General features: G+C 68.0%; 17 protein-coding genes. 9 read left to right on the top strand and 8 right to left on the bottom strand.

Annotation, left to right across the window (positions count from 1 at the left end; all coding sequences use genetic code 11):
* Positions 1–67: 67 nt before the first annotated feature.
* Both trpS and glgX read right to left on the bottom strand, forming a co-directional pair.
* Positions 68–1,180 carry a tryptophan--tRNA ligase gene (gene trpS, locus AB7V09_RS00320; protein WP_419142593.1) on the bottom strand — a complete coding sequence of 371 codons (1,113 nt, stop codon included), beginning with the start codon at positions 1,178–1,180 and terminating at the stop codon, positions 68–70.
* Between the two features lie 70 nt (positions 1,181–1,250).
* Positions 1,251–3,644, bottom strand: coding sequence for a glycogen debranching protein GlgX (glgX, locus tag AB7V09_RS00325; protein ID WP_419142594.1), 2,394 nt, complete (start codon positions 3,642–3,644; stop codon positions 1,251–1,253).
* 203 nt (positions 3,645–3,847) lie between these two features.
* Between glgX and AB7V09_RS00330 the strand changes: the two genes are divergently transcribed.
* Both AB7V09_RS00330 and AB7V09_RS00335 read left to right on the top strand, forming a co-directional pair.
* Positions 3,848–4,606 carry an electron transfer flavoprotein subunit beta/FixA family protein gene (locus AB7V09_RS00330; RefSeq protein WP_419142595.1) on the top strand — a complete coding sequence of 253 codons (759 nt, stop codon included), beginning with the start codon at positions 3,848–3,850 and terminating at the stop codon, positions 4,604–4,606.
* 97 nt (positions 4,607–4,703) lie between these two features.
* Complete coding sequence (locus AB7V09_RS00335; RefSeq protein WP_009747897.1) at positions 4,704–5,684, top strand: electron transfer flavoprotein subunit alpha/FixB family protein; 981 nt, start codon at positions 4,704–4,706, stop codon at positions 5,682–5,684.
* A gap of 72 nt (positions 5,685–5,756) precedes the next feature.
* Here the strand turns inward: AB7V09_RS00335 and AB7V09_RS00340 are convergent, their stop codons facing one another.
* Complete coding sequence (locus tag AB7V09_RS00340; protein ID WP_419142596.1) at positions 5,757–8,069, bottom strand: hypothetical protein; 2,313 nt, start codon at positions 8,067–8,069, stop codon at positions 5,757–5,759.
* 271 nt (positions 8,070–8,340) lie between these two features.
* Between AB7V09_RS00340 and AB7V09_RS00345 the strand changes: the two genes are divergently transcribed.
* Positions 8,341–10,482 (top strand): DUF4132 domain-containing protein, encoded by a 2,142-nt coding sequence (locus AB7V09_RS00345; RefSeq protein ID WP_419142597.1) that lies wholly within the window; start codon positions 8,341–8,343, stop codon positions 10,480–10,482.
* A gap of 113 nt (positions 10,483–10,595) precedes the next feature.
* Here AB7V09_RS00345 and mnmA read toward each other — a convergent pair whose 3' ends face one another.
* The gene (gene mnmA / locus AB7V09_RS00350) at positions 10,596–11,783 is read right to left on the bottom strand and encodes a tRNA 2-thiouridine(34) synthase MnmA (protein ID WP_419142598.1); all 1,188 of its coding nucleotides are present in this window, start codon (positions 11,781–11,783) and stop codon (positions 10,596–10,598) included.
* Positions 11,784–12,193: 410 nt separating this feature from the next.
* Between mnmA and AB7V09_RS00355 the strand changes: the two genes are divergently transcribed.
* Positions 12,194–12,490 (top strand): hypothetical protein, encoded by a 297-nt coding sequence (locus tag AB7V09_RS00355; protein WP_419142599.1) that lies wholly within the window; start codon positions 12,194–12,196, stop codon positions 12,488–12,490.
* Between the two features lie 196 nt (positions 12,491–12,686).
* Here AB7V09_RS00355 and AB7V09_RS00360 read toward each other — a convergent pair whose 3' ends face one another.
* The 4 genes from AB7V09_RS00360 to AB7V09_RS00375 all read right to left on the bottom strand — a co-directional run bounded on the left by AB7V09_RS00360 (position 12,687) and on the right by AB7V09_RS00375 (position 16,389).
* A complete protein-coding gene (locus AB7V09_RS00360; RefSeq protein WP_419142600.1) occupies positions 12,687–13,052 on the bottom strand; it encodes a DUF5655 domain-containing protein in 366 nt (121 codons plus the stop codon).
* Between the two features lie 103 nt (positions 13,053–13,155).
* A complete protein-coding gene (locus AB7V09_RS00365; RefSeq protein ID WP_419142601.1) occupies positions 13,156–14,202 on the bottom strand; it encodes a DUF418 domain-containing protein in 1,047 nt (348 codons plus the stop codon).
* A 115-nt stretch (positions 14,203–14,317) separates the two neighbouring features.
* The gene (locus AB7V09_RS00370; RefSeq protein ID WP_315063962.1) at positions 14,318–15,019 is read right to left on the bottom strand and encodes a response regulator transcription factor; all 702 of its coding nucleotides are present in this window, start codon (positions 15,017–15,019) and stop codon (positions 14,318–14,320) included.
* The gene (locus AB7V09_RS00375; protein ID WP_419142602.1) at positions 15,016–16,389 is read right to left on the bottom strand and encodes a sensor histidine kinase; all 1,374 of its coding nucleotides are present in this window, start codon (positions 16,387–16,389) and stop codon (positions 15,016–15,018) included. Before AB7V09_RS00375 ends, AB7V09_RS00370 begins: the two co-directional genes overlap by 4 nt.
* Positions 16,390–16,536: 147 nt before the next feature.
* Between AB7V09_RS00375 and cas7u the strand changes: the two genes are divergently transcribed.
* From cas7u to AB7V09_RS00400, 5 genes are all read left to right on the top strand, one after another.
* Positions 16,537–17,724: a type I-U CRISPR-associated RAMP protein Csb1/Cas7u gene (gene cas7u, locus AB7V09_RS00380; protein WP_419142603.1), complete on the top strand. Its 1,188-nt coding sequence runs from the start codon at positions 16,537–16,539 to the stop codon at positions 17,722–17,724.
* Positions 17,724–19,289 carry a type I-U CRISPR-associated protein Csb2 gene (csb2, locus tag AB7V09_RS00385; RefSeq protein WP_419142604.1) on the top strand — a complete coding sequence of 522 codons (1,566 nt, stop codon included), beginning with the start codon at positions 17,724–17,726 and terminating at the stop codon, positions 19,287–19,289. Before cas7u ends, csb2 begins: the two co-directional genes overlap by 1 nt.
* Entirely contained in the window at positions 19,286–21,973 is a 2,688-nt protein-coding gene (locus AB7V09_RS00390) for a hypothetical protein (protein WP_419142605.1), read from the top strand. The genes csb2 and AB7V09_RS00390 overlap by 4 nt, the downstream gene beginning before the upstream one ends.
* A complete protein-coding gene (locus AB7V09_RS00395; RefSeq protein WP_419142606.1) occupies positions 21,973–23,004 on the top strand; it encodes a hypothetical protein in 1,032 nt (343 codons plus the stop codon). The genes AB7V09_RS00390 and AB7V09_RS00395 overlap by 1 nt, the downstream gene beginning before the upstream one ends.
* 238 nt (positions 23,005–23,242) lie before the next feature.
* A complete protein-coding gene (locus AB7V09_RS00400) occupies positions 23,243–23,512 on the top strand; it encodes a CRISPR-associated protein Cas4 (protein WP_204473043.1) in 270 nt (89 codons plus the stop codon).
* The last annotated feature ends 8 nt before the right edge of the window (positions 23,513–23,520 follow it).

Here is a 23,520-nt window from a genome sequence, read left to right on the forward strand (position 1 = left end):
GGTACGCGCGTCGCGAACCGGGCCGATCGAGGTGGGTGTGCGGGCCGGCTCAGCGGCCGGCAGGCCCTCAGTAGTTCATCTGCATGGCGGTGCGGACGTCGTCGAGCGTCCGGTTGGCGACCTCGTTGGCCCGGGCGTTGCCCTGCCCCAGGACCTTAAGGAGGTAGTCCTCGTTGGCCGCCAGCTCGGCGCGACGGGCCCGAATGGGGGAGAAGAACTCGTTGACGGCCTCCGTGGTGACCTTCTTGAGCGTGCCCGCTCCGCCGTCGCCGATGCGCTCGGCGATCTCCTCGGGAGCGCCCGCCCCGCACAGGGAGGCCAGCATCAACAGGTTGGAGACCTCCGGCCGGTTGTCCGGGTCGTAGGTGATGACGCGCTCGGAGTCCGTCTTGGCCTTCTTGAGGGCCTTGGCGGTCTCATCGGCGCTCATGCGCAGCTCGATCGTGTTGTGCCGCGACTTGCTCATCTTCTCCCCGTCCAGGCCCAGCAGCATCGGGGCCTGACTGAGCAGCGCCTCGGGGCGGCGGAAGACCGGGTGGTCCTTGACCGCCCGCCCGTAGCGCTTGTCGAAGCGCTGGGCGATGAGTCGGGCCTGCTCCAGGTGGGGGAGCTGATCCTTGCCGACGGGCACGAGGTTGGCCTGGCAGAAGAGGATGTCGGTGGCCTGGTGGACCGGGTAGGTGAGCATCAGTCCGCTCATGGCCCGCCCGTCGGTGGCCTCCAGCTCCGACTTCACCGTGGGGTTGCGGTGCAGCTCGGACTCGGTGACCAGGGACAGGAAGGGCAGCATCAGCTGATTCTGGGCGGGGACCGCCGAGTGGGCGAAGATCGTCGAGCGCTGCGGGTCCACGCCCACCGCCAGGGCATCGGTGACCAGGGACAGGACCCGCTCGCGAATGGGGCCCACGCCGTCGCGGTCGGTGATGACCTGGTAGTCGGCCACGAGGATCCAGGTCTCCACGCCCGCGTCCTGGATCGTCTTCCAGGAGTGCATGGTTCCGAAGTAGTGGCCCAGGTGCATGTTCCCGGTGGGGCGGACCCCGGTGAACATCCGGTAGCGGCCGGGGTTGACGGCGATATCGGCCTCGATCTCGGCGGAGCGGGCGATGGATCGGGCCAGGGAGGCGTCATTGGTGGCGTTGGCCAGGGCCTCCTCGGCCGCGGTGGGGGTCTGAGTCATACCCTCATCCTAGGGGGTGCGCTGCGGCGGCAGGCTGACGGTGGCCAGCCCCGAGCGCAGTGGTGCCGGCTCAGTCCGTCTCGGCGCCCGGGATCAGGGTCTCCAGCGGTTCTCCGGAGAAGTAGATCCGTAGGGACAGCGCCTCCAGCATCGTCGTGTCGCCCGGCCGGTCGTGATGGCAGTCCGTGAGACTCTCGGCGGCGTGGCCCTCGGGTTCGGCGGCCGTGGTCCTGACCTCCTTGACCTCGCCGGAGCCGTCCGTCTCGATGATGACGTCGGCCTGGGTGTCCTGGGGGCTTCGGCTCACGCGCCGTGCCTGGGAGAAGGGCGCTGTATGAGGCTGGGGGACCGCCCAGGTCGAGTCCCAGGCCAGGTGCCAGTCGGTCCCGCGTCCCTCGGGCAGGACGACGTCGACCTGGTCCAGGGCGCCGTTGATGACCACGAGCATGTCGTCGTCGTTCCAAGGGTGGCCCGAGCGCAGCATCTGGACGACGCGAGTGTGCGGGTCGTGCCAGGAGTCCCCGTCCATCGGCGCGGCATCCGCCCGGTACCAGGCCAGATCCGCGATCGTGTCGCCTTCCAGGACCTGCCCGGTCGCGAAGCGCGAGGGGCGCACCACCGGGTGGCTGTGGCGCTGGTGGATGAGGAAGCGTGTCGTGGCGACCAGGTCGCGCTGCCAGACCTCCAGGTTCCAGTCCACCCAGGAGAGCACGGAGTCCTGGCAGTAGCAGTTGTTGTTGCCCTGCTGGGTGCGTCCCATCTCGTCGCCGGCCACCAGCATGGGGGTCCCGGCGCTCAGCAGTACGGTGGCCAGCAGGTTGCGCATCGACCGGCGGCGCAGCACCTCGATCGGGCCGCCGTTGATGCCCTCGACGACGTCCCCCTCGAAACCGTGGTTCCAGGAGCGGTTGTTGGAGTTGCCGTCCCGGTTGTCCTCCTTGTTGGCCAGATTGTGCTTGTGGTCGTAGACCACCAGGTCGCGCAGGGTGAAGCCATCGTGCGCGGCCACGAAGTTGACCGAGCCAAGCGGGCCGCGGCCGCCGGGGAACTCCCCGTGGCTGAACAGGTCCGCGCTGCCCGACAGGCGCGTGGCCAGGTCTCGCAGGTCCGAGCCCAGACGGCCCTTGGAGATCTCCGAGGCGTCATGCAGCCAGAAGGAGCGCGTGGTGTCGCGGAAGTGGTCGTTCCAGTCCTGGAAGGGCTCGGGGAACTGGCCGGTGCGCCAGCCGCCGGGCCCCACGTCCCAGGGCTCGCTGATGAGCTTGACCGTGCTGAGCACCGGGTCCGTGGCGATCGCCGTGAGCAGCGGGTGACGCGGCGAGAACTCCGCGGCGTGGCGCCCCAGGGTGGTGGCCAGGTCGAAGCGGAAGCCGTCGACGCCGACCTCGGTGACCCAGTAGCGCAGTGAGTCCAGGGCCAGCCGGATCGCACCCGTGGCCCGAAAGTCCACCGTGTTGCCGGTACCGGTGACGTCCATGTACTGCGCCGGCAGGTAGGGGGCGTGCAGGTAGTAGTCCAGGTTGTCCAGGCCGCGCAGGCTCAAGGATGGGCCATCGACACCGCCCTCGCAGGTGTGGTTGTAGACGACGTCGAGCACGACCTCCAGGCCGGCCTCGTGGAGCATGGAGACCATGCCGCGGACCTCGTCCAGGACCGCCTGCGGGCCGGCCGCACGCGCCGCGGCCGTGGCGTAAGAGGGCTCGGGCGCGAAGTAGCTCAGCGTGGAGTAGCCCCAGTAGTTGCTCAGGCCCCGCTTGGTCAGGAAGGGCTCGCTCACCGAGGCGTGGATCGGCAGCAGCTCGATCGTGGTGATCCCCAGGGCCTTGAGGTGCTCGACCGTCACCGAGTGGGCCAGCCCCGCGTAGGTGCCGCGCAGCTCCTCGGGCACCCCGGGCAGCTGGTAGGTCAGGCCCTTGACGTGGGCCTCATAGATGACGGCGCGCTCGCGGGGCACACGGGGGCCCGGAACCACCGGGAAGGTGTCACCGGTGACCACGCCGACGGCGGTGCTGCCGGCCGAGTCCAGGCGTGAGGGCCTCCACGGCTCGGCCGCAGGGACCAGGTCGTCGGTGACCTCGTGGGCGTAGACGGCCGGCCCCAGGTCCACGTGGCCGTCCAGGGCCCGGGCGTAGGGGTCCAGCAGCAGCTTGCGGGGGTTGTAGAGCAGGCCCTCGTGCGGGTTCCAGGGGCCGTGGGCGCGGTAGCCGTAGCGCTGACCGGCACCAACGCCGGGGACGTGCGCGCTCCACAGGCCCCGCGAGGGCCCGTGCATCCCGATCCGGGTCTCCTCCACCACGGCGCCGTCGGTATCCATGGTCAGCAGGCACAGGTCCACGGCCGTGGCATGCGGGGCGTGGACCGCGAAGTCCGCGCCGTCTCCGTTCAGGGTGACGCCCAGCCCGTGGTCGGGAGCTGCGGGCAGGTCGGCGCGCGGTGCTGGAGCGGGCTCTGGCGTCGAAGGCATGGGCCCATTGTCCTGGCGGCCGCTGGTTGCTACCACTTGAAGGGACGTGAGGTCTCCCTCGTGGGAGTGCGCCCCGTCGCGTTCAATCCACCCGCCGTGACTGCCTCGTCATCATCGCGTCGTCTTCATCCCTGTCCTGACGCCGTGTCAGGGTGACTGAGCGCTCAGTGGCGAGATGCCGCTGTTATGGCAACCTTGAGCCCATGAGAATCGTGGTCTGCATCAAGCACGTTCCTGACGTCCAGTCCGAGCGTCGCATTGAGGACGGTCGCCTCGTGCGCGGCGAGGAGGACGTCCTCAACGAGCTCGACGAGAACGCCGTCGAGGCCGCCGTCGCTCTGGCCGAGGAGGCCGACGGCGAGGTCATCGCCCTGACCATGGGGCCGGAGGATGCTGAGGACGGAGTGCGTCGCGCCCTGCAGATGGGGGCCGACTCCGGTGTCGTCGTGGCCGATGACGACCTGGCCGGTGCCGACGTCGTCGCCACCGCCCGGGTCCTGGCCGCCGCCATCGAGCGCATCGGCGAGGTCGACCTGGTCATCACCGGAATGGCCTCCCTGGACTCCATGACCTCCATGCTGCCCGGCGCCCTGGCCGCCGCCCTGCGCCGTCCGGCCCTGACGCTGGCCAACCGGCTCGAGGTCGACGGTGGTGCCGTGACCATCACCCGCACCGTGGGCACCGTCCGCGAGGTCCTCAGTGCGCCGCTGCCCGCGCTCGTCAGCGTCACCGACCAGGCCAACGAGCCCCGCTACCCCAACTTCGCCGCCATGCGCGCCGCGAAGAAGAAGCCCATCGACTTCTGGGATGTTTCCGAGCTCGGCCTCCAGATCGCCGAGCCGGCCGTCGCCGTCGTCGACGACGAGGCCCGACCCGCCCGTGAGGCCGGCATCATCCGCACCGACGCCGGAGAGGCGGGCCGCGAGCTCGCCGCCTGGCTCGTGGAGAACAAGCTCGTCTGACGGCCGGCCGCAGCGCCCGCCCACGTCCCGGCAGGGGCGCTGGACGCCGTCGCGCCGCCCGTCCGCCTCCTACCACTCGCGAAAGAAGCTGATTCCCATGCTCGATGCCCCCCTGCTCGTCCTCGTCGACCTCGAGACCACCGAGGCCGCCCCCACCGGCCCCAGCCTGGAGCTGCTCACCGCCGCCCGGGAGCTGACCAGCGGCGACGTCGTCGCCCTGGCCCTCCAGCCTCTGGGTGAGGCCGCCTCAGCGGCCCTGGCCGGCGCCGGAGCCACCCGCCTGCTGTCCGCCGACCTGGGCGAGGCCGCCCACCTGGCCGCCACCGCGGCCGACGCCGTCGTGGCGGCCGTCGGCGCCGTCCAGCCCGCCGCGGTCCTGGTCGTCTCCGACTACCGCGGCAAGGAGCTGGCCGGGCGGGCCGCCGTCGTGCTCGGCTCGGCCTGCGTCTCCGACGTCACCGCCCTGGAGGCCGCCGGCACCGAGCTGCGTGCCTCCAAGCTGGTCCTGTCCGGCTCCTGGTCCACCACCGCCGGCGTCGCCTCGGGCGGCAATGCACCGATCATCGCCGTGCGCCCCGGGATCGCCGAGGTCACCGGGGCCGAGGGCGCACCCCTGACGGCCGAGCCCTTCGAGGTTCCCGTCAGCGCTGAGGCCGCCGCCGTGCGCCTCGTCTCGCGCGAGGCCACCTCCGTGGCCTCCGGTCCGGTCCTGAGCGAGGCGCGCACCGTCGTCGTGGGCGGCCGCGGCGTGGACGGCGACTTCGACCTGGTCCGCTCCCTGGCCCAGCCGCTCGACGCCGCCGTCGGCGCCACCCGCGTGGCCTGCGACGAGGGCTGGATCGAGCGCAGCGCCCAGATCGGTCAGACCGGCGAGACCATCTCCCCGCGCCTGTACATCGGCCTGGGCGTCTCCGGCGCTGTCCACCACACCAGCGGCATCCAGGGGGCCGGCACCGTCGTCGCCATCTGCGACGACTCCGAGGCCCCGATCTTCGAGATGGCCGACTTCGGCGTCGTCGGCGATGTCACCGAGGTCGTGCCCCAGCTCGTCGAGGAGCTCGCCAGGCTGCGCGGCTGAGCAGTTTCTCCAACGACATTGTGGGGGTGCCCCGTCTCATCGACGGCGCACCCCCACAACGCGCACGGGGCGTCAGCTCCTCCGGTGCCCCAGTCCGGTGACCTTGAAGCCGTCCTCACTGGGGGTGAGGATGAGCCAGGCCCCGTACTCGAACTGAGCGCGGTGGTTGGGAAGCGGCTGCATCCAGGGCTTGGACTGATCATCCGAGGTGATCGGGCACAGGATCGACCCGGGAGCCAGATCCTCAGAGATCACCATGGTCCCGAACAACGAGTCCTTGGGGCCCGCCAGCAGGCAGGAGGCCACCTTGCCTCCCTTGGGCAGGTAGGCGCTGCGCGCCGTGGCGTTACCGGCCTGCGTGGAGCCGGCCGGCTCATCCAGGGAGGAGAGCACCGCGGAGTCGACCTGGTCGGTGACCTTACTGTCCTCCTTAGCGGCCAGGGCGTCGTAGACGGCCTGAACCTTGACCAGTGACGGGCGGTGGATGTCCTGGGTCGGGAGGTGGTAGACGACGTCGAACAGCGCCAGGGACTCACCGTCCCACTGAGCGGCGACGGCGGCCGTCCCCGAACCGGAACAGGCCTTGCAGTCCATGTCGCCTGCGACCATGAGCTGGGGCATGTTGAACAGCACGGTTCCGCCCACGACGCGCAGGTTCTCCATATGGGTTGTCGGGGTGTAGCCGATCTCGTTGCTGCCCTCCATGATGAGGGAGCCGACCATCTGCTTGTCGCCGTTGTAGGCGGCCATGACGTCGAAGGCCGCAGCGGTGCCGCTGTTGCACTCCAGAACCGCGACCGTCACCGGGGAAGAGCCGAAGAAGCCCGGCTGAGCCTCCTTCAGCGCGACGGTGAAGTTGCTTCCGCCCGGACCGTTGCCCGCCGCCGCGGTCGCGGTGCCGCTGGAGAAGGTGAGGCTGGTCTTGTCATCCTTCATCTTTTCGACCACCTGCGACTTCGTCGTGCCGCGGACCACGGAGGCGAAGCCGTCGGCGCAAACGGCCGGGACATCGAGGGTGGCGCCACCCAGCTCCTCCAGGCTGGGGGCGGGCTTGGCTGCGGAGGTCGGGGCTGAGGTCGGCAGTGCCGTGGCGCGGGTCGAGCTCGAGCCGGAGTCGAAGGTCATGACCGACGTCGTCGAGCCGTTGAACACCACGACGTAGCCATCGCCGGCCGCCCACGAGGTCACCGGGGTGGAGACCCGCCAGATCGTGCTCCCGTCGACCGGGTCGAGGGCGCGCAGCGAGTCCGGGTAGGCCATGACGAGGGCCCCCTTGCTCGTCTGCCAGCGGGGTACCGCCTCGGTGCCCAAGGTGTTGAGAGCGCCCGCGCCCTCGGGGAGCTTGCTCGACCACAGCACGCTGCTGCCGTCCAGGCCGGCCACGGTGACGCCGTCACTGACCACCCAGACATCACGGCTCATCGGCAGGTTGACACTGACGAGCTTGCGGGGCGCCTCGACTCGGGTCGCCCACACCGGCTTGGAACCGTCGAGCTTCAGCCCCGAGACCTTCTCCCGGTTGACGCTCACGGTCCCGTCGGAGCTGACCGACAGGGGTTTTCCGTCCCCGGGAGTGTCGCTCAGCCGCACCGAGGCGGGTGCCGGTCCCGATGCCCGCGTGCTCGGTGACGCCGGTGCGCCAGGAGCGGAGGACGGGGTGGCGGAGGGAGCCGCGGGACCCACGGGGTTCGTGGGGGCCATGCCATTGGGGATCTTCGAGGGCCCGCTCTGGGAGGGAGCGGCCGAGCGGGCGTCACTGGGCTGGGGTGCAACCGGTGAGGCGGGCGCTGTGGGGGCCTCGGCGGAGACAGTTGAGGGCTTGGCGGGGGAGTTGATCCCCGAGGCCAGATCGATGCTGATCTGGTCACCGCAGTCCAAGGTCTTGGCGTTCATCCGGCAGCCGAGGTCCTGGCCAGCCAGATTATCGGGGATGGGGACCTGCCACGCGGCGTAGGACGACGATGAGCTTGGGTTCAAAGCCACCAGTGCCTCACGTCGATCAGCGATCACCCGCAGGATCGTCAGCTGCTTGCTGGTGATCGTCGTGGTGCCGTTGGCGTCGAAGGGCGCCGCCGCGAGCTCCTTGCCGATGTTGGACAGGTCCTGCTGCGCCTGGAGGATCGGGGCTGTGACCATGGAGAGCGGGTCGGAGCTACGCGTCAGCGCCCAGATGCCTCCACCGCCGAGCGCCAGGACCAGGGCGACGACGGCGCTGAGGATCCCGAGCCGTGCCCGACGGCGCCGCTGAGGCGGAGGCGGTGAGGCGAGGGCAGGAGGCCCCTGGGGCGGTGCCGCAGGCGGCGGGGTCGTGGATGAGGGGGCCTCCGGGGAAGGCGTTTCGGGAGCAGAGGAGTCAGGAGCAGGGGAGTCAGGAGACGGAGACATAACCGCAGCCTAGAAGGAAATGGGCCGGCCGAGAGGCGAAATAAGATTCCTACCGCACGGTCAATAGGCCTCCTGCTGCGCGGGCGCCTGTCCGGAGGAATGCCCCGTCATTTCCGCATCCGGTGTTCGTGACGACCGGCACAATACGGGTATGCAGGTCACGTCCGGAACACAGAACTCATCCGATGACACGAGTCAGGAAATCGGGAAGCAGACGGAAGGGGAAAGCGGAGCGGAGTCGGATGAGACTCCACCAGTCGCGGTTCCACCGGTGGTCCCCCTGCCTGAGGATCGCGCTGCGGCGCTCGACGAGCTGTGCCGCTCCCTGAATGTATCCGACGGGGACATCAGCACAAGTGCTTACCGACACCGCCTGGAGACGGGCCTGCCGTGGGACACCGATCCGCGCCTCGTCGCCGACGCTCTGGCCCGGGTGGGGCATTCGCCCGAGGTGGTGCGCACTATCACCTGGGGGTGGGCCCTGTGGAGCTGCGAGCCCGAGGACAGCTGGCCGTGGATGGCCCAGGACCTGGCAAGGACTCGTGACCTGCTGGAGGATTCCACGTCGGCGACGCGAGTGCTGCGTGCGCTCGCCCACTTCCCGACCGTCCCCCGGAGTATGGTGCCCTCCCTGGTGCAGGTCGCCGTGGGGCGCTCCGAGGTCAACCGGGAGCTGGGCCAGAGGCTTCTCGCAGGCTTCCCCGACGCCGGGGACCTGGCGCTCGACGCGGTGATGAGCCCGGTCGCGCACGTGCGCCGGGCAGGGGCGGCCTGGTTGACCGGTCTGACGATCCCCGACGGCGTCGCCCGGCTGCGTGCCGCCCGCGCCCAGGAGGAGGACCGTCTGGCTCGGGCCAACCTGCTGCGCACCTTGCAGGTATACGGGGATGACGTCACCGACCTCGTGACCGCAGAGGCCCTGACGCCTCCCCGGCGGCGACTGAAGCGCCCTCCGGTGGCCCTGGACTGGTTCCCCTTCGAGGCCCTGCCCGAAGCGAGGCTCGCCGACGGGACGCCGCTCGCCCCGGATATCGTGCGGAACTGGGTGCTTGAGGCCTACAGGCTCAAGACCCCCGACGGGGCCGGCACCATCGAGCTCTACCTGCGCCTGCTCGACGCGGAGGACGCCCGTGCTCTCAGCGCCTTCGTCGTCGAGTGCTGGGTCGCCCACAACCGCGAGGCCGTCAAGGGGCAGAGCCTGAGGAACAAGGGGCTGCTCGCCTTCGCCGTCGGGATGGAGGGCGAGCGTCTCTCCGCCGCCGCCAGGAGCGCCCTGAGCCGCCACCCCACATGGCGCGCCGAGTCCGAGACCGTGCTGACCGCCGTCGCCGCGAACCCATCCGCCGAGGCCCTGCAGGTCATCGTCTCGGCGGCGGCCCAGCACCGCTTGCCACGGGTGCGTGGCTTCGCCGACCTGCTCACTCGGGCTGTGGCCGCCGAGCAGGGCTGGAGTGAGGCCGAGCTCGGTGACCGAAGTATCCCCACGGCCGGTTTCGGACCTGATGGGCTGCTGCATCTTTCATACGGCGAGCGCGAGTTCCTGGGCCGCCTGACCCCGGAGCTGACCATCGCCCTGACGGACGCCGACGGACGCCCGCGCAAGACCCTGCCCACCGCCCGCAAGAGCGAGGACGGCGAGCTCGTGGCGCAGACCAGACGCCGCCTGACCTTCGCGCGCAAGGAGGTCGCCGCCGTGCTCAAGGTCCAGGGGCGGCGTCTCTATGAGGCCATGTGTGTCGGGCGCTCCTGGCAGGTTCCGCAGTGGAGGGAGCTGTTCGCCGACCACCCCCTGGCCCGGCACCTGGCGGCTCGCCTGGTCTGGATGGCCCGTCGCCAGGGCGAGGGCGTGGGTGCTCATGATCCGGAAGCCGGCGGCCACGAGCCCCGGACATGGACCTTCCGCCCCACTGAGGACGGCGAGCTTCTGGGAGCCGACGACGCCGTCCTGGAGCTGCCCCCGGATGCCGTGGTCACACTGGCTCACGGGACGCTGCTGCCGGAGGCGGAGGTGGCCGACTGGCAGGAGCACCTGGCCGACTACGAGATCACCCCGCTCTTCGACCAGTTCTCGGCCGGCGCGCCGCAGGTGGAATCGGGGCAGTGGGGCATCGACGACGGGGCGGGTCAGCGGGTTGTCGTCCGCGACCTGCGCAAACGGGCCAAGGCCCGCGGCTATGAGCCCGACTCCACCATCTACTGGTACACCACGTTCCTCAAGGACTTCCCGGCGGCCGGCCTGTGCAGCGTCATCGACTTCAGTGGGGCGGACGTGTGGAGCGAGGACCAGGTGGTGACCACCGGTCCTCTGAGCCTGGTCGCCGGACGGCGGGCGATGCCCCTGAAGCAGGTGCCTCCCGCTCTCCTGGCCGAGTGCTACGCCGACTACCGCGCCATTGTCGACCTGCCGGGCTGAATGCCCGGCGGGAGAGGCAGTTGGCCCGGCCCGACGAGGAGCCGCGGCCTCGAGCCCGAGTGCGGGCTCGAGGCCCTTCAGCTCGACGGCCCCGCTCGCCGTCGAGTGGGACGTCAGGCGACGGCGTGGCTGGGGGACTGCTCGGACGCGACGGTCGCCTGGGCCAGGACCTGGTCGCCGTCGTCGCCGCCGTAGATGACCAGGCTCTGACCGGCGGCCACGCCACGCAGGGGCACGGCCAGGTTGGCGTGCAGGAGCCCGCGCGCCGCATCGATGCGGACCCTTGCCGGGACCGGGCGGCCGTGAGCGCGCACCTGGACGCTGGCCTCCTGCCAGCCGACGGCGGGGGAGCCGTCAGAATCGGTGCCGCCGGTGTCCGGGCCGGTGGTGAGCGGCTCGGGGTCGGCGAGCAGAACGAGCCCGTCGCCGTCGACCGCGGTGCGGCTGAGCAGCTCCTCGGGGCCGACGACGACCTCGTTGGTGGCCGGACGCGTCTCGATGACGTAGCGGGGGCGACCGTCCTCGGCCGGCCGGGACAGGCCCAGACCCTTGCGCTGGCCGACGGTGAAACCGAAGTAGCCCTGGTGAGTGCCCAGGACCTCGCCGTCGGGGGAGACCATGGCGCCCTCGTGGGCGCCGAGTGAGCGGGTCAGGAAACCACGGGTGTCGCCGTCAGCCACGAAGCAGATGTCGTAGGAGTCCGGCTTGGAGGCCACCGGCAGGCCCCGGGCCTCGGCCTCGGCACGCACCTGCGCCTTGGAGGGGGCATCCCCCAGGGGGAAGAGGGCCCGGGCCAGGCCCTCACGGCCGGAGACGGCCAGGACATAGGACTGGTCCTTGGCGGCATCGACGGCGCGGCGCAGCATGAGGCCCTCGGTGTCCCCGGGGCGGCCGGAGGAGGCGCCGCCGCTCAGGCGCGCGTAGTGGCCGGTGGCGACGGCGTCGAAGCCCAGGGCCAGGGCCCGCTCCAGGAGGGCGTCGAACTTGACGCGCTCGTTGCAGCGCACGCAGGGGTTGGGGGTGCGCCCGGCGCGGTACTCGTCGAGGAAGTCGGCCACGACGCGCTCCTCGAACTCCTCAGACAGGTCCCACACGTAGAAGGGGATGCCCAGGATCTGGGCGGCCCAGCGGGCGTCGGCGGAGTCCTCGATGGAGCAGCAGCCGCGTGAGCCCGAACGGGTCTGGGCCCGGTTGCGGGTCAGGGCCATGTGGACGCCCACGACCTCATGGCCGGCGTCGACGGCGCGCGCCGCGGCCACGGCGGAGTCGACTCCACCGGACAGGGCGGCCAGGACGCGCACGAGGGTCTCCTTCAGGCAGATGGGTAGCCGTTGCTACGGGCCGTGGCAGGCTACCGCAGGTCGGTGGCGGCCAGGCAACCGGGGGAGCCCGGGGGACCTCGTGGCGCCCGGTAAAGAAGGTGCTGACGACGGGGATGTCATACCTGACGAGTGCGTCACCGGCGCCGGCAGCTTCGCCCGGACCTTGCGCGATCAGTGTTGATGCCCAGGGTTCTTCGTTTTCCGTCGGGGGAGTGCAAGCGCATTCTCAGCGTGGCGGGTGAGCATGTGACGGTAGTGCCCAGGCATGTTCCAGCAGCGCCTGCCCAGCGGTGGCATGCTGTTCGTCGGGCTCGACTCGACAAAGGCGTGGCAGTGCGTGTCAGTGTGCTCATGGTGCTCTTGCCTCATCGTTCACGAAAGGAGTCGCGATGTCTGATGCGTGGTTGGCCTTCTTGGTTATTTTCGCCATGCTGTTGGCGATCTGGCGGATAGCAGATGGTCGAGAGCGTCCGATGACGAAGAGCGAGCAGGAACGCATGTTCTTCCGGCAGACCTACAGCCTGTCGATCGATCGCATGCTCTCGGAGAGCCCGCTGGATCGTGACGAGGTACGGCGCCTGCGTGACTCCGGGAGAAGCGACGGGAGTGCGCGAGCCATTAGGTACGTACAAGAATGGGACCCCGTTCCTCGGGAGATCGCCGTTCAGTTCGTCGACCGCGTGTGAGAGGGGACTGCGCTGGATCGAGAACTGCGTTCTTCGCCCAGGACGTACTTTTCCCCCAAACGACTGCTGACGGACTCCAGTCGTTTGGGGGATATCGCAGTCCTCGGTCACCAAGTACGTCCCCGATGGCCAAGAACTCGGGCACCAGAGCGGATGGCCGGCGGCATGGCGCTGTTGCGTGGCCGTTGAGGGGCGCTCAACGGGCGGCGAACTCATGGCCGGCGCGAATGAGGTCCCTGAGCCAGTCGCTCTGTGCGGCCTCCATCGTCTTAACGACGACGTGGTGGTTCCACCTGTTGGCACTGACCTGGTCGACGCGGTGGAAGTGCGGATCCTCCACGGGTCGGTCGAGCCTCACGTTGAGGAACAGGGTGCCGTCGCCCGTCCTCTCATAGGCCCAGACCCACAGGAACTTCCGGTTGATGGAGAAGCTCACCTGGGCCGTCAGGTGCTTCGTGACGGAGCCGAGCGAGAGTGCGTAGGACTCGATCGCCGCGTACATAGCGGCCGACGCCGGCTTGCCGCTGAAGTCGCCGATCATCTTGTTGGAGGTGGCTGGCATGCGGAGTTCCTCGGCGCGAGCAGTGCTGTACGACGGGCGGCGGTCTCTTCGTTGTTCTCCTGCACGGGAGGACGTCGGGATCCTGAGATACGGAGTACAGGGTCTACATTACCCCGGTCGTCGGTAACCGAGCGTACCTGTATGGGTTTGACTGATTGTCAGGCTGCTGTAACTGCTGGCGCCGCAACGGAACCCACCGCCACCAGGTGATGCAGCGCCACACCCACTCCAGGGGGCCGTAGGCGAACCGGGAGAGCCAAAGACGGCAGAACACCCATTGGAGGGGCAGAACCGCGGCAGCGACGATGAGTCCGGGAATCACGTCATGGGTGGAGCGCGAATCGAGCAGCACTCCCGCCGGCACCATGACGAAGGAAGCGGTGACGTAGCAAGTCAGCGCCATGCGGCCCAGGGGCTCGAATACCGCGCTCAGGGCCCGCCGCACCGGGGTGCGCCAGAGCAGCGCCAGAAGGCAGACGTAGAGACAAGCCATGAGTCCTCCGGCGACTCCGCCCGCCGTGAAGAACCTGGGATCACCGTCCTCGGCGGCCTGCCAGGGGATCGCGGCCGCGCTGGCGGCTGCGAATACGAGCGTCGCCGCCCCGATCCGACGGTCGGCGTGCTCGAGCCGTGCCGGAAGGCCGTAGGCCTGGGCCGCCGATCCCAGAAGGAACAGCCCGGGCAGTGATAGTGCCCCTCCTCCTGTAAATGCGTAGGCGCTGACCGTTGCCAGCAGACCGAGTACCAGACGCACGGAGCGCGGGACCTTGAGGGCGAATGGCAGGAGGATGGCTCCCGCAACCGCGTAGTCGCGCAGGATCTCACCGGGATAGAGGATCGAGTGGAGTAGCCCAATCACCAGGAGCGCGGCCAGGCGGCGCAGCAGGATCTTCCAGGCAGGGGCGCCCCGGCGGATCGCGGAATCGATGACGAACCCCATGCTCATTCCGAACATGAAGGAGAAGATCGGTACGAAGCGGGTCGCCACCAGGAAGTTCAGGACGTTCTCCGCCAGCGGGACGGCTTGGAAGGGCCGGACCGGGACGTCATGTCCCAGGCACATGAGATCTGCGGCGTTGACGAGGAGAATGCCTGCGACGGCGAAGCCGCGCAAGGAGTCGAGGAAATGGAACCGGTTGCTGGAACTCATGGAGCCGACCGTAGAGCCCGACGACGGTCATCGTGACCGATGGGGGCCTGTTTCCACCCGGGGTTGCAAGGTGTCGGGGTGATTTCCAACTCGGGGACGCGCAACCGGTGCCGGGTTACCCACCCACGCGCACGAGTCCGCTCTCGTAGGCCAGCACAATGAGCTGGGCCCGGTCACGTAGCTCCAGCTTGTGCAGGATCCGGTTGAGGTGGGACTTGATCGTTGACTCGGCCAGGACGAGGTGCTGGGCGATCTCGGTGTTGCTCATGGCGCGTCCGACCAGCGTGACGATCTCCTTCTCCCGATCGGATAGAGCATCGATGGACTCTGTATGCGCGGTGCCGGCACCGGGCTCCGAGGGACCGGCTGGGCCGGCGGTGGAACCAGCGGGGGCGAACCACCGCTTCAGCAGCCGGCGCGTGGCCGACGGCGCCACCACCGAGTCTCCTCGAGCTACGGCGCGAATACCGGCCAGGAGCTCGGGCGCCGTCGAGTCCTTGAGCAGGAAGCCCGAGGCCCCGGCCCGCATCGCCGCCACGAGGTAGTCGTCCAGGTCGAAGGTGGTCAGGATGAGCACCTTGAGGTCGGGGTGGCTGCCCAGAACCGCGTGGGTGGCGGAGATTCCGTCCAAGGTGGGCATCCTGATATCCATGAGGACGATGTCGGGCTGAGTGGCCTTGACCATGGGAAGAACACCGACGCCGTCGGAGGCCTGGCCGACCACGCACATGTCCTTCTGAGCATCGAGAATCATGCGGAAGCCGGAACGGACCAGGTCCTGATCGTCCACCAGCGCAATGCGCAGAGTTCGGGTCATATCGGTTCTCCTCCTGGGGTCACGGCTGTCGACTGAGGGGCCTCGGAGGGAATACGGGCGCGCACGATGAATCCTCCCCCGGGGCCCGGGCCCGCCTCCAGGGAACCGCCGACCGCCGCCAGGCGTTGGCGCAGGTTCACCAGTCCCTGGCCACCGCCGGTGTCCGCGGGCGTCTGCTCGGACGACGGGAGGCGACCGCCGGCCCTCGGGGTAAGCGCCCCGGTGTCGTGAGCGCTGGGCTGATCGGCGACAGTCAGAACGACCTCCTTGTGAGCTTCGTCGTCACGGTACTCCAGCCTCACCTCGACCGCCGCCGCCTCGGCGTGCTTGAGCACGTTGGTCAGAGACTCCTGCGTCGTTCGGTACAGGGCGAGCTCCGCCTGTGCGCTGAGCGGACTGCGGCCTCCAGTCTGCTCGCCCTCACTGATCAGCCGGTCGTCCACTGACAGGGTGACCGGCAGCCCGGTAGCACGGACGTCGTCGATGATCCTGGGCAGATCGGCGATCCTCGGGACCGGACGCAACGGCGTCTCGGCGACGGGGGAGGCGGGCCGGGCATCGTTGGGCTCAGCGGCGCTCCGGTGCTCTTGCGATTGCGGGGAAGAGGCCAGAGTGCGGGTCAGACTGCGGGTATCGGCCAGGGCCGAGTGCGCGGTCGCCCGGATCTGCCCGAGCGCCTGAGCCGCCTGCTCCAGTCGCTCGTCGGCGGGGAGGTCGATGTCCTCGGAACCGGCCGCCAGGTAGTGGCCCGCCTCGGCCTGCACGGCGATCAGCGCCAGGGCGTGTCCGACGACGTCGTGAACCTCCCTGGCGATCTCGTTGCGCAGCGCTGCGTCGTGCGCAGCCCGGCGCTGCTCCTCCGCCGTCAGGCGGCTGGCCCGAAGCTGGCGGCGCTGCGTCACGAATCTTCCCAGGCCCCAGGCGATGGCGGCGCTGCACAACTGTGCGAAGGCGGCCTGCGCCATGTCCCGGGCCCAGAGGGAGAGCGGGACGACTCCCAGCTCATCCCGATTCCAGTCCCATGCCCCCAGCGTCGAGCCGACGACAACGGCTATGGCCCACACCGGCGTGAGCCCCCGTTCGCCCCACCGGCCTGCCGCGTACAGGGACACGACGATCGTCAGATCCGCGGGCAGCGGAGCGTCGGTGACGCCGAGCTGGAGTGCGCACAGCACAAGATGGACGCCGAGGACGGCGTCGGGCTTCTCGCGGCGCCACCGCAGCACGATGACTGCCAGCGCGGCGCCAGCCGTGATGCCCCAGGAGCCGTCGGAGACCTGCCATGTGCCCACGATCGCGAAGAGCGTGAGAACGACGGCGCCCACGACTCGCAAGCAGCGGGTCACGATGCGTCTGTTCTGCTTGGGCATGCCCTCACTATGGCAGAGAGCTTCGGGCGGTAACAGCGTTTCGCCGCCGGAGTCAACCCGCAATATCGTCGCGTCATATGTGTCGTAGGGAAGGTGTAGAGATGTAGGTGTAGGTCAGACGGACCTACCTCAACGAGGAGTCCCTACATGTCAACGATTACCCTTCAGCACCTGCTTGATGCCTGCAGCCCGGGCGGAGCCAGCGTCCTGACCTCGATCACCTCTTTGCAGCCTGCGGCTGGCCCTCATGCCTCAGTCGCTCCGGCCAAGTTCGTCTCCGGCAGCAAGTCCGTGTTCGCCTATGAGCGGCGCTTCTGGAATGGGGAAGCCGTCACCGCCGTCCTCATCGACTCCAAGCAGTCCCAGAACAACAGATTAGAGGCAGTCGTGTCAGCTGCCATCGCGGATGGGGACCCCATACTGACCCGCACTCCACGCATTGAGCTCCGCTTCGAGAACGGCCAGGTCTACAGCGACCTCGACCTGCCGCACCGGGCCTTCGACGGGCAGATCCGAGCCGGCACCATCAACGGAGAACCGGTGACCTCCGTTCAGGAGTATCGAAAGCTCCGTGATGCCACGGTGAACCATGCGCGCCCGTTGTTGGAGCGCAGCCCGATGACACTTCTGCTCGGCGGCTGGGACGCCAGCCGCAAGACTCATCAAGGGCGTTACCGCAGCATCCTCGTCGGCGAGATCATCGGCATCCTCGCGGACCAGGAAGGGGGCCCGGAGGCCAACCAGTCCAAGCGCGGAGGAGCACGCATTGACCCCGTGGGGATGCGGATCGATCTGGGGGACAAGGAGCGCAAGGCGATTGCTGAGGCTCAGAAGCACGAGTTGTCTGCGAGCACACATAAGAGTGCTTCCGGTAAGAACGGGAAGGCATCGACCTTGGGACTTGGCGGTATTCCGCCGTCACTGGAGCAGCTCGGCGGTGTCACCTGTCAGGCGATCATTCGTTCCCATGTGCTCAGCTTTGCCGCGCTTCGTGCCCTGCGCTTCGACTCTCCGACGCCGGAAGGCGACGTCGCCTGTCGAGCGCTGCTGGCCGCACTGGCGCTCAACGGCTTGGCGCGTTCCGACGCCGAGCTCCTCCTACGGGCCAACTGCGACCTGGTGGAGACCGGCCCCGCGGTCGTCGCCCTGGACAAGCGCTACGGGCAGAAGGAGAGCTTCGAGCCACTGAGCATCGACCAGGCTCAGGAGTTGCTGAGCGCCGCCATCGACCATGCGATTCAGACGGCGAACCTGACTTGGGATGGTTCGGTCCTCGTCGTTGAGGGAAATCCGGCGATTCTGGCCGCTGCGGCTGACGACGCGCAGGATGACTGATGGCTCCTGCTAGTGTTACCGCGCACTTTCCGCTCGGTGTCTACCACGGGCATGCAGCAGACGGCAGCCCCGAGCCGTTCCCTTCGCCAGCTCGGTTGTTCTCTGCATTCGTGAGTGCCTCCCATACCGGGGTCACTGCGGGCACTGATGGCCAGGTGGCCCCTGATATCGATGAGGCGTTGACCTGGTTGGAGAAACACCCTCCTCACGGTCTGCATATCCCGAGCATGGCTCCAGTTCAGTCAGGCAATAGAGTCGCCTACCGGAAGACGGGCACGATCGAGAAGGATCAGCCTAAGACCGCTGCCAAAGCCATCTCCGACGGCTACGCGATCAATGGTGAGATCGGCTGGCTCTGGGATGACATGCCAGACGGTGTTCGTGACGCGCTCTCTCGGTTGTGCGAGGACGTGCCGTGTCTAGGGGAGATGGACAGTCCCGTGGTCATGAGCATCGAGACGGTGGAGGCGAACTGGCGACTTGACTCTGCCGCAACCGCCTTCACTCCTGGGGGGCTGCGCGTGCAGATTCCCGCACCGGGGCGAACCCGCGTGCTCCGCGAGCTGCATTCTCAGTCCCGGCCGCCTAAGGTCCCAACTGCATCCGCAGACAGGTTCCGTCCCTCGGGAGACTCCGTCAGGGCATTCCCCACCTCCGAGGAGTGCTTGCGAACCGCCAGGTATGCGGAGGTGGGACCGTTGAGACGTCCTGATGGCGATCATTCTCCTTGGAGTGATGTCCTGATCTTCTTGGCCGACGACGGTACTGGGCGGGAAATCACCCCGGAACGCAGGGTGAGCTGGTGCGTTGCCTTCCACCGGGCGCTTGTGGCCCGTATTGGTGATGGGGCACCTGCGCTCGTCACCGGGCGATACCACGAAGGGCTGACAAGGCCAGCCAATCGGCTGGCTATCCAGTACGTTCCCGCGTCTGTGCTCGCTCAGTCAGTGGTTGAGACGGAGATCGACGTTCCAGGCGCCTTCCTCGTCATGCTGCCCTCCGATGTCAGCGACGACGACGAGGGAGCCGTCCTCAAAGCCCTGGCGGGGATGACTCGGTTGAACTACCGCAGAGATGAGGCGCCGGCGAGATTGCGTCCGGTAGGGGAGGTCTTCGACGCGCAGGGCTTTTGGCGCCCACCTGCTCAGGGAACGCGGCGTCTGTGGTCCCCGACGCCGGTGGCTGTGCCGGAGGTGACTCGCCAGCGAGGGGACTGGACCTTCGAGGACGCGATCCTCCTGTCCCTCGGATTCGTCTGGCGCGATCGCTTCGATGCTGTTCCCAAAGGCACCCAGGGCTACCGCTCATTGGTGGCCCAGGTACGTGAACGTGGAGCAGGAGTGATGTGGCGCCACCGTGTCACGAGAAATCCGAGCTTATACGTCCACAAGATGCCGCAGGGCGTCACCGCTCAGCCCTACACGGCGCTCATCAGCGCTGGGGACCTCTTGGCGGATACGGGGTTGGCTGCCGTCGGGCAGAGCCGCCACCTGGGCGGGGGGCTGCTGGTACCGGCTGATCTGCCCACCGAACTGGCGCAGAACGTGTTGGGGAGGCGGCCGTGATAGCCATCGAGGACTTCGGAGACTTCTTCGAGGCGGTTCACGGAGTTGGGAAGCGGCCGTTCTCGTGGCAGGAGGATCTGCTGAGGCACCTGGTGAATACCGGGACCTGGCCGGAGCAGATCGTTGCGCCGACAGGCGCCGGCAAGTCATCGGTTGTGGAGATGCACGTCTTCGCAGTGGCTCTGTTCGCGGTTGGTGCCGCGGAGCGTGTCCCCAGAAGACTGGCCGTGGTGGTCAACCGCAGGGCGCTGACCGACTCTCATGCCGCGCGCGCGGCAAGGATACGGTGCCTCCTGGAGGAAGCACCCGCGGATGACTCGATCCTCAGTCGCGTACGTGACGCTCTGGTGGGGCTGCGTGTGTTTGAGGCCGAGGACCGCGCACCGCTGGTCACCGCCACCATGCGTGGCGCGGCGGTCACAGATCGGGCCTGGCTCAATGCCCCGGAGGCGTGCGCCGTGCTGTGCATGACCCCAGCGATGTGGGCCTCAAGCCTGCTGTTCCGCTCCTACGGAGCATCTCGGCTGGCGCGCCCCCGGCTGGCGGGGATGCTGGCCCTCGATACTGCGGTGGTGGTTGATGAGGCCCACCTGAGCCGCCAGATCCTTGTGACTGCGCGGAGGGTGGGGCAGTTGTGCGTTCCAAGTGCGCAGCGGCTCGGAATCCCGACGCTCCAGACTGTGGAGATGACGGCCACGCCCTCGGGTGACGCGACGGACATCATCGGCGTCACAACGGAGTCGTTGGCTCATGACGTCCGGTTGGCCGCTCGGGTACGGGCACCTAAGTCGCCTCGGTACGTGGAGACGACCGAATGGCCTATCAACGGGAAGATGACGAAGGCCTATCGCGATGAGTTTGTCTCTCGGGTGCTCGCCGCTGTTGAGGATGCGCGCGAGCTCCTCCCCGACGGCCCTCGGACGGTGGGGTGTGTCCTCAACCGAGTGGACAGCGCAGTTCAGGTGGCGAAGGCCCTCGACGAGCAGGGGCTGAACTGCCGGCTGTGGGTGGGGCGCATGCGCCCCTGGGACCTGGAACGTATGAGGAGGGGGGAGCCTGGACTCTTCGATGTCTCAGGGGCACAGGGCGTGGACGTCCTCGTAGCAACCCAAACCATTGAGGTCGGGGTCGACCTGGACCTGACCCATATGGTGACTGAGCTCGCCTCCGCTAGTGCCCTGGCTCAACGCGCCGGCCGGGTCAACCGGCTGGGGCGGCGTGACCGCGCATGGTTCACCGTCATCGGCCCTCCGAGGGAAGCAGTGTTGAGCAAAGACGCACTGCCGTACCGGAAGGATGACCTGCTCGCCGCTCGCACCTGGATTCTGGACCGTGCCGATGACGGCGACCTGTCTCCTCTCGCGGTCAGCGAGAAGTTGAAAGCACCGCCTGCGGAGTCCTCGCGCCGCCTGCTGTACCAGAGGCCTGAGCCCTGGGATGCGGCCCTGTGGTCGAAGACGTCGATGAGGCTCGTCGTCGAACCGGAGCTCGATCTGTGGATCCGTGATGACCTCGACCCCGAGACCGGAACAGTGGGTCTTGTCCTGAGGGATCTGAAGGATCTGCCTGAGGTGACGGCGTGCGAGACCTTGGTGACTGAGGTGCCCCCGCAGGACCGCGAGGTCTACCCCATGACCATCGCCACCGCGCGGAAGGTGGTGCAGGGGCTGAGAGAGCATACGGACCATCCTTTGGGACGATCGGTGTTGTGGCGAGACGGGGCGGTCCTGCCCCAGTGGCAGGCGATGGTCCTCGAGGACGAGGGGGGAGACAAGATCGCGTCTCGTGCGCTTCGCCCCGGCGACCTCCTCATTCTGGATGCCTCGATACCGCTTCTGACCTCCGGAGTTGTCACAGACGCTGGTGAGGAACGGGGCGAGCCGGTTCCCCACGGGGAACTTGACGGTGTTGTCGACGTCGTGACCGCTTCCGATGAGTTGCGCCGGCTGGCGGAGCTGGAACCGGATGAGCTGAGTGACATGTTTCCGGGGGAGACAGTGGTGTGGTCTCCAGGTCGGGATGAGGTCGACGTACCGGCATGGATGGTGCGGCGCAGCAGCGTGACACCGGACGATGATTCCGACGACCGTTCCGCCTGGTCCGTGAGCCACCGGGTGCTCCTTGAGGACCACAACGCGGCGGTCGCCGCCCGTGCGGAGGCGCTGGCCGGCGGCATCGGTATTGAGTCGATGCCTGCGACGGCCTTGACTGAGGCCGGGGTCTGGCACGACGTCGGAAAGAACGATGCTCGTTTCCAGAGGCTCCTGTGGCGGAGTGATCCCGATGGCAGGGAGGTGCTTGCCAAGAGCGGGGGCCGCAGTACATCGCTGGCGGCCGTGCGCCGCGCATGGGCCGATGCTGGACTCCCCGCGGGATGGCGCCATGAGTTGGCCTCCGCGGCCGCCTACTGGGAGCAGACTGAGCCCAACGGCGTCGAGCGGGATCTCCGGGACCTGGTCACCAGGCTGGTGGGAACCAGTCATGGTCGTGGCAGGCCCCTGTTCGACCACGACCCGGCCACGGCCGGGCCCGACCACGTCGGTGCCTTGAAAGAACTGGTGGGTGAAGGCGAGTGGGAGTCCCTGATCGACCGCACCGACAGGCGGTGGGGTCATTGGGGGACCGCCTACCTCGAGGCACTGCTGCGTGCCGCCGACTGCACGATCTCCAGGGAAGGGAAGTGATGGGGATGATCCTTAGCGGAGAGGTCACCAGTGCGCTGACCACCTTCGCCGGGCTTGGACTGGCGCTCATCCTGGAAGGTGACGGAGCCGAGCGCGTCCGGCTCGGCTGGACTGACGCTGCTGAGCCTCAGATGGTTGTCACCGCCGACGGCTACGACGACGAGGCCATCGCGGTTGCTGTTCATGAGCACGCCACGGCACGCGCGGTTTCGGGAAGCTGGATTGACTGCAATCTTCAAGCCGCGCCTTGGAACGGAAATAGCGCCCTCTTCAGTCCGCGGGTGAAAGCGCCTCAGTCTCTACCACAGTGGCGGTCTCTGCAGACTGAGCGGTTGCAAAGGATCGATCACGAGGTGGAGGACAAGGAACAACTCAAACGTGACATTGATCTTGAACTGATAGGAGCGCTAGGGGAACCTGCCTACTGGCGTTTTGCCAACAACGGTCCTAGACCGGATGAGGGGGCAAACCGATGGGAGATGAAGACGCGTAACCGTGGTGAGGACTTCATTCGCAACCGACTGCGACAGCTAGCTCAGATTGTTGCCGATCGGGATGCTAGTGCCATTGCCTCTGGGCTCATTGGCCAGAGCGTCAAGGATGAAGCTTACAAAGGGAAGCGCTCGGACGAGTCCAGGACTGCGACTGGGCTGACCTCGCCACGGTTTACCGACAGTGCGCTCGCCTGGTGTGCTCTGTGGGGGATCTCGTCGTTCCCTGTCATCCACCGACTCATGGGGGCCTCCGTCACCGCCGGGGCAGTGCCGATTGGCAAGTTCACCCCGATGCACCTGGTGCTCCCAGTACTCGTCGGGGCTCATACGCTGGGAAGGTGGCAGGCAGTGGTGGTCTCAGAACAGGTCATTCAGGCTGCGACGAGCAGGGAATCGGCTGCTGCAGCGAGATCGGCATGCGCGTGGCTTGCAGCGCACGGTGCCCGAGCGACCTTGACGTTCCACGTCAACGTCAGTGATAACCCCAATGCTCCGGAGCGTTCGCTGGGTGCGGGGAGGCTGGAGGCGCTGAACTGAACAAGGAACCGGCCGTCCTTGAATCGGAGCGCCAGGGCGGCTGGCAGTCATGCATGGTGGGCGCCGGCACGGTTGCCTGTGTGGGCGCCCGCCAATGCGGTGAATTCTTTGCTGTTCCGACCTATGTCCTGAAGGTTCCTCAGGATGCGCCCAGGTGGTGGGGCTGACGTATCGCCACCGTTATATCTGTCAAAGGAGACAGATCATCGAGGGCGCAGATGATGGCCCACTGACCGTCGTGGAGTACAAGGCCACTCCCGTACGGCGTCGCCCCGAAGTCACCTACGCCAACCGGCTCCAGCTCGCGCTCCAGACTCTCTGTCTCAAGGAGATGGGACGAGAGGTCCAAGGGGCAGAGGTCTACTTCGCCGGGCATCGCCAGCGAGTGGAGGTCGCCCTGACCGATGCTGACTTCGCCCGGGCGGAGGAGGCGGTTGCACGTACGCGTCGTCTGATTGGGGCGCCACAGGCGCCTGAGCCGCCTGACGATGACAGTCGCTGCCAGTAGTGCTCCCA

It is taken from the genome of Actinomyces sp. SKVG-SVH-4(1), assembly GCF_048514265.1.
Taxonomy (GTDB): Bacteria; Actinomycetota; Actinomycetes; order Actinomycetales; family Actinomycetaceae; genus Actinomyces; species Actinomyces oris.

Bases quoted from the DNA above. Each gene is read 5' to 3' on its own strand.
- AB7V09_RS00375 (WP_419142602.1), bottom strand. From the start codon at position 16,389: ATGCCCAAGCAGAACAGACGCATCGTGACCCGCTGCTTGCGAGTCGTG.
- AB7V09_RS00330 (WP_419142595.1), top strand. From the start codon at position 3,848: ATGAGAATCGTGGTCTGCATCAAGCACGTTCCTGACGTCCAGTCCGAG.
- AB7V09_RS00365 (WP_419142601.1), bottom strand. From the start codon at position 14,202: ATGAGTTCCAGCAACCGGTTCCATTTCCTCGACTCCTTGCGCGGCTTC.
- AB7V09_RS00395 (WP_419142606.1), top strand. From the start codon at position 21,973: ATGGGGATGATCCTTAGCGGAGAGGTCACCAGTGCGCTGACCACCTTC.
- glgX (WP_419142594.1), bottom strand. From the start codon at position 3,644: ATGCCTTCGACGCCAGAGCCCGCTCCAGCACCGCGCGCCGACCTGCCC.
- AB7V09_RS00370 (WP_315063962.1), bottom strand. From the start codon at position 15,019: ATGACCCGAACTCTGCGCATTGCGCTGGTGGACGATCAGGACCTGGTC.
- AB7V09_RS00340 (WP_419142596.1), bottom strand. From the start codon at position 8,069: ATGTCTCCGTCTCCTGACTCCCCTGCTCCTGACTCCTCTGCTCCCGAA.
- cas7u (WP_419142603.1), top strand. From the start codon at position 16,537: ATGTCAACGATTACCCTTCAGCACCTGCTTGATGCCTGCAGCCCGGGC.
- AB7V09_RS00360 (WP_419142600.1), bottom strand. From the start codon at position 13,052: ATGCCAGCCACCTCCAACAAGATGATCGGCGACTTCAGCGGCAAGCCG.
- AB7V09_RS00355 (WP_419142599.1), top strand. From the start codon at position 12,194: ATGTCTGATGCGTGGTTGGCCTTCTTGGTTATTTTCGCCATGCTGTTG.
- AB7V09_RS00335 (WP_009747897.1), top strand. From the start codon at position 4,704: ATGCTCGATGCCCCCCTGCTCGTCCTCGTCGACCTCGAGACCACCGAG.
- trpS (WP_419142593.1), bottom strand. From the start codon at position 1,180: ATGACTCAGACCCCCACCGCGGCCGAGGAGGCCCTGGCCAACGCCACC.
- csb2 (WP_419142604.1), top strand. From the start codon at position 17,724: ATGGCTCCTGCTAGTGTTACCGCGCACTTTCCGCTCGGTGTCTACCAC.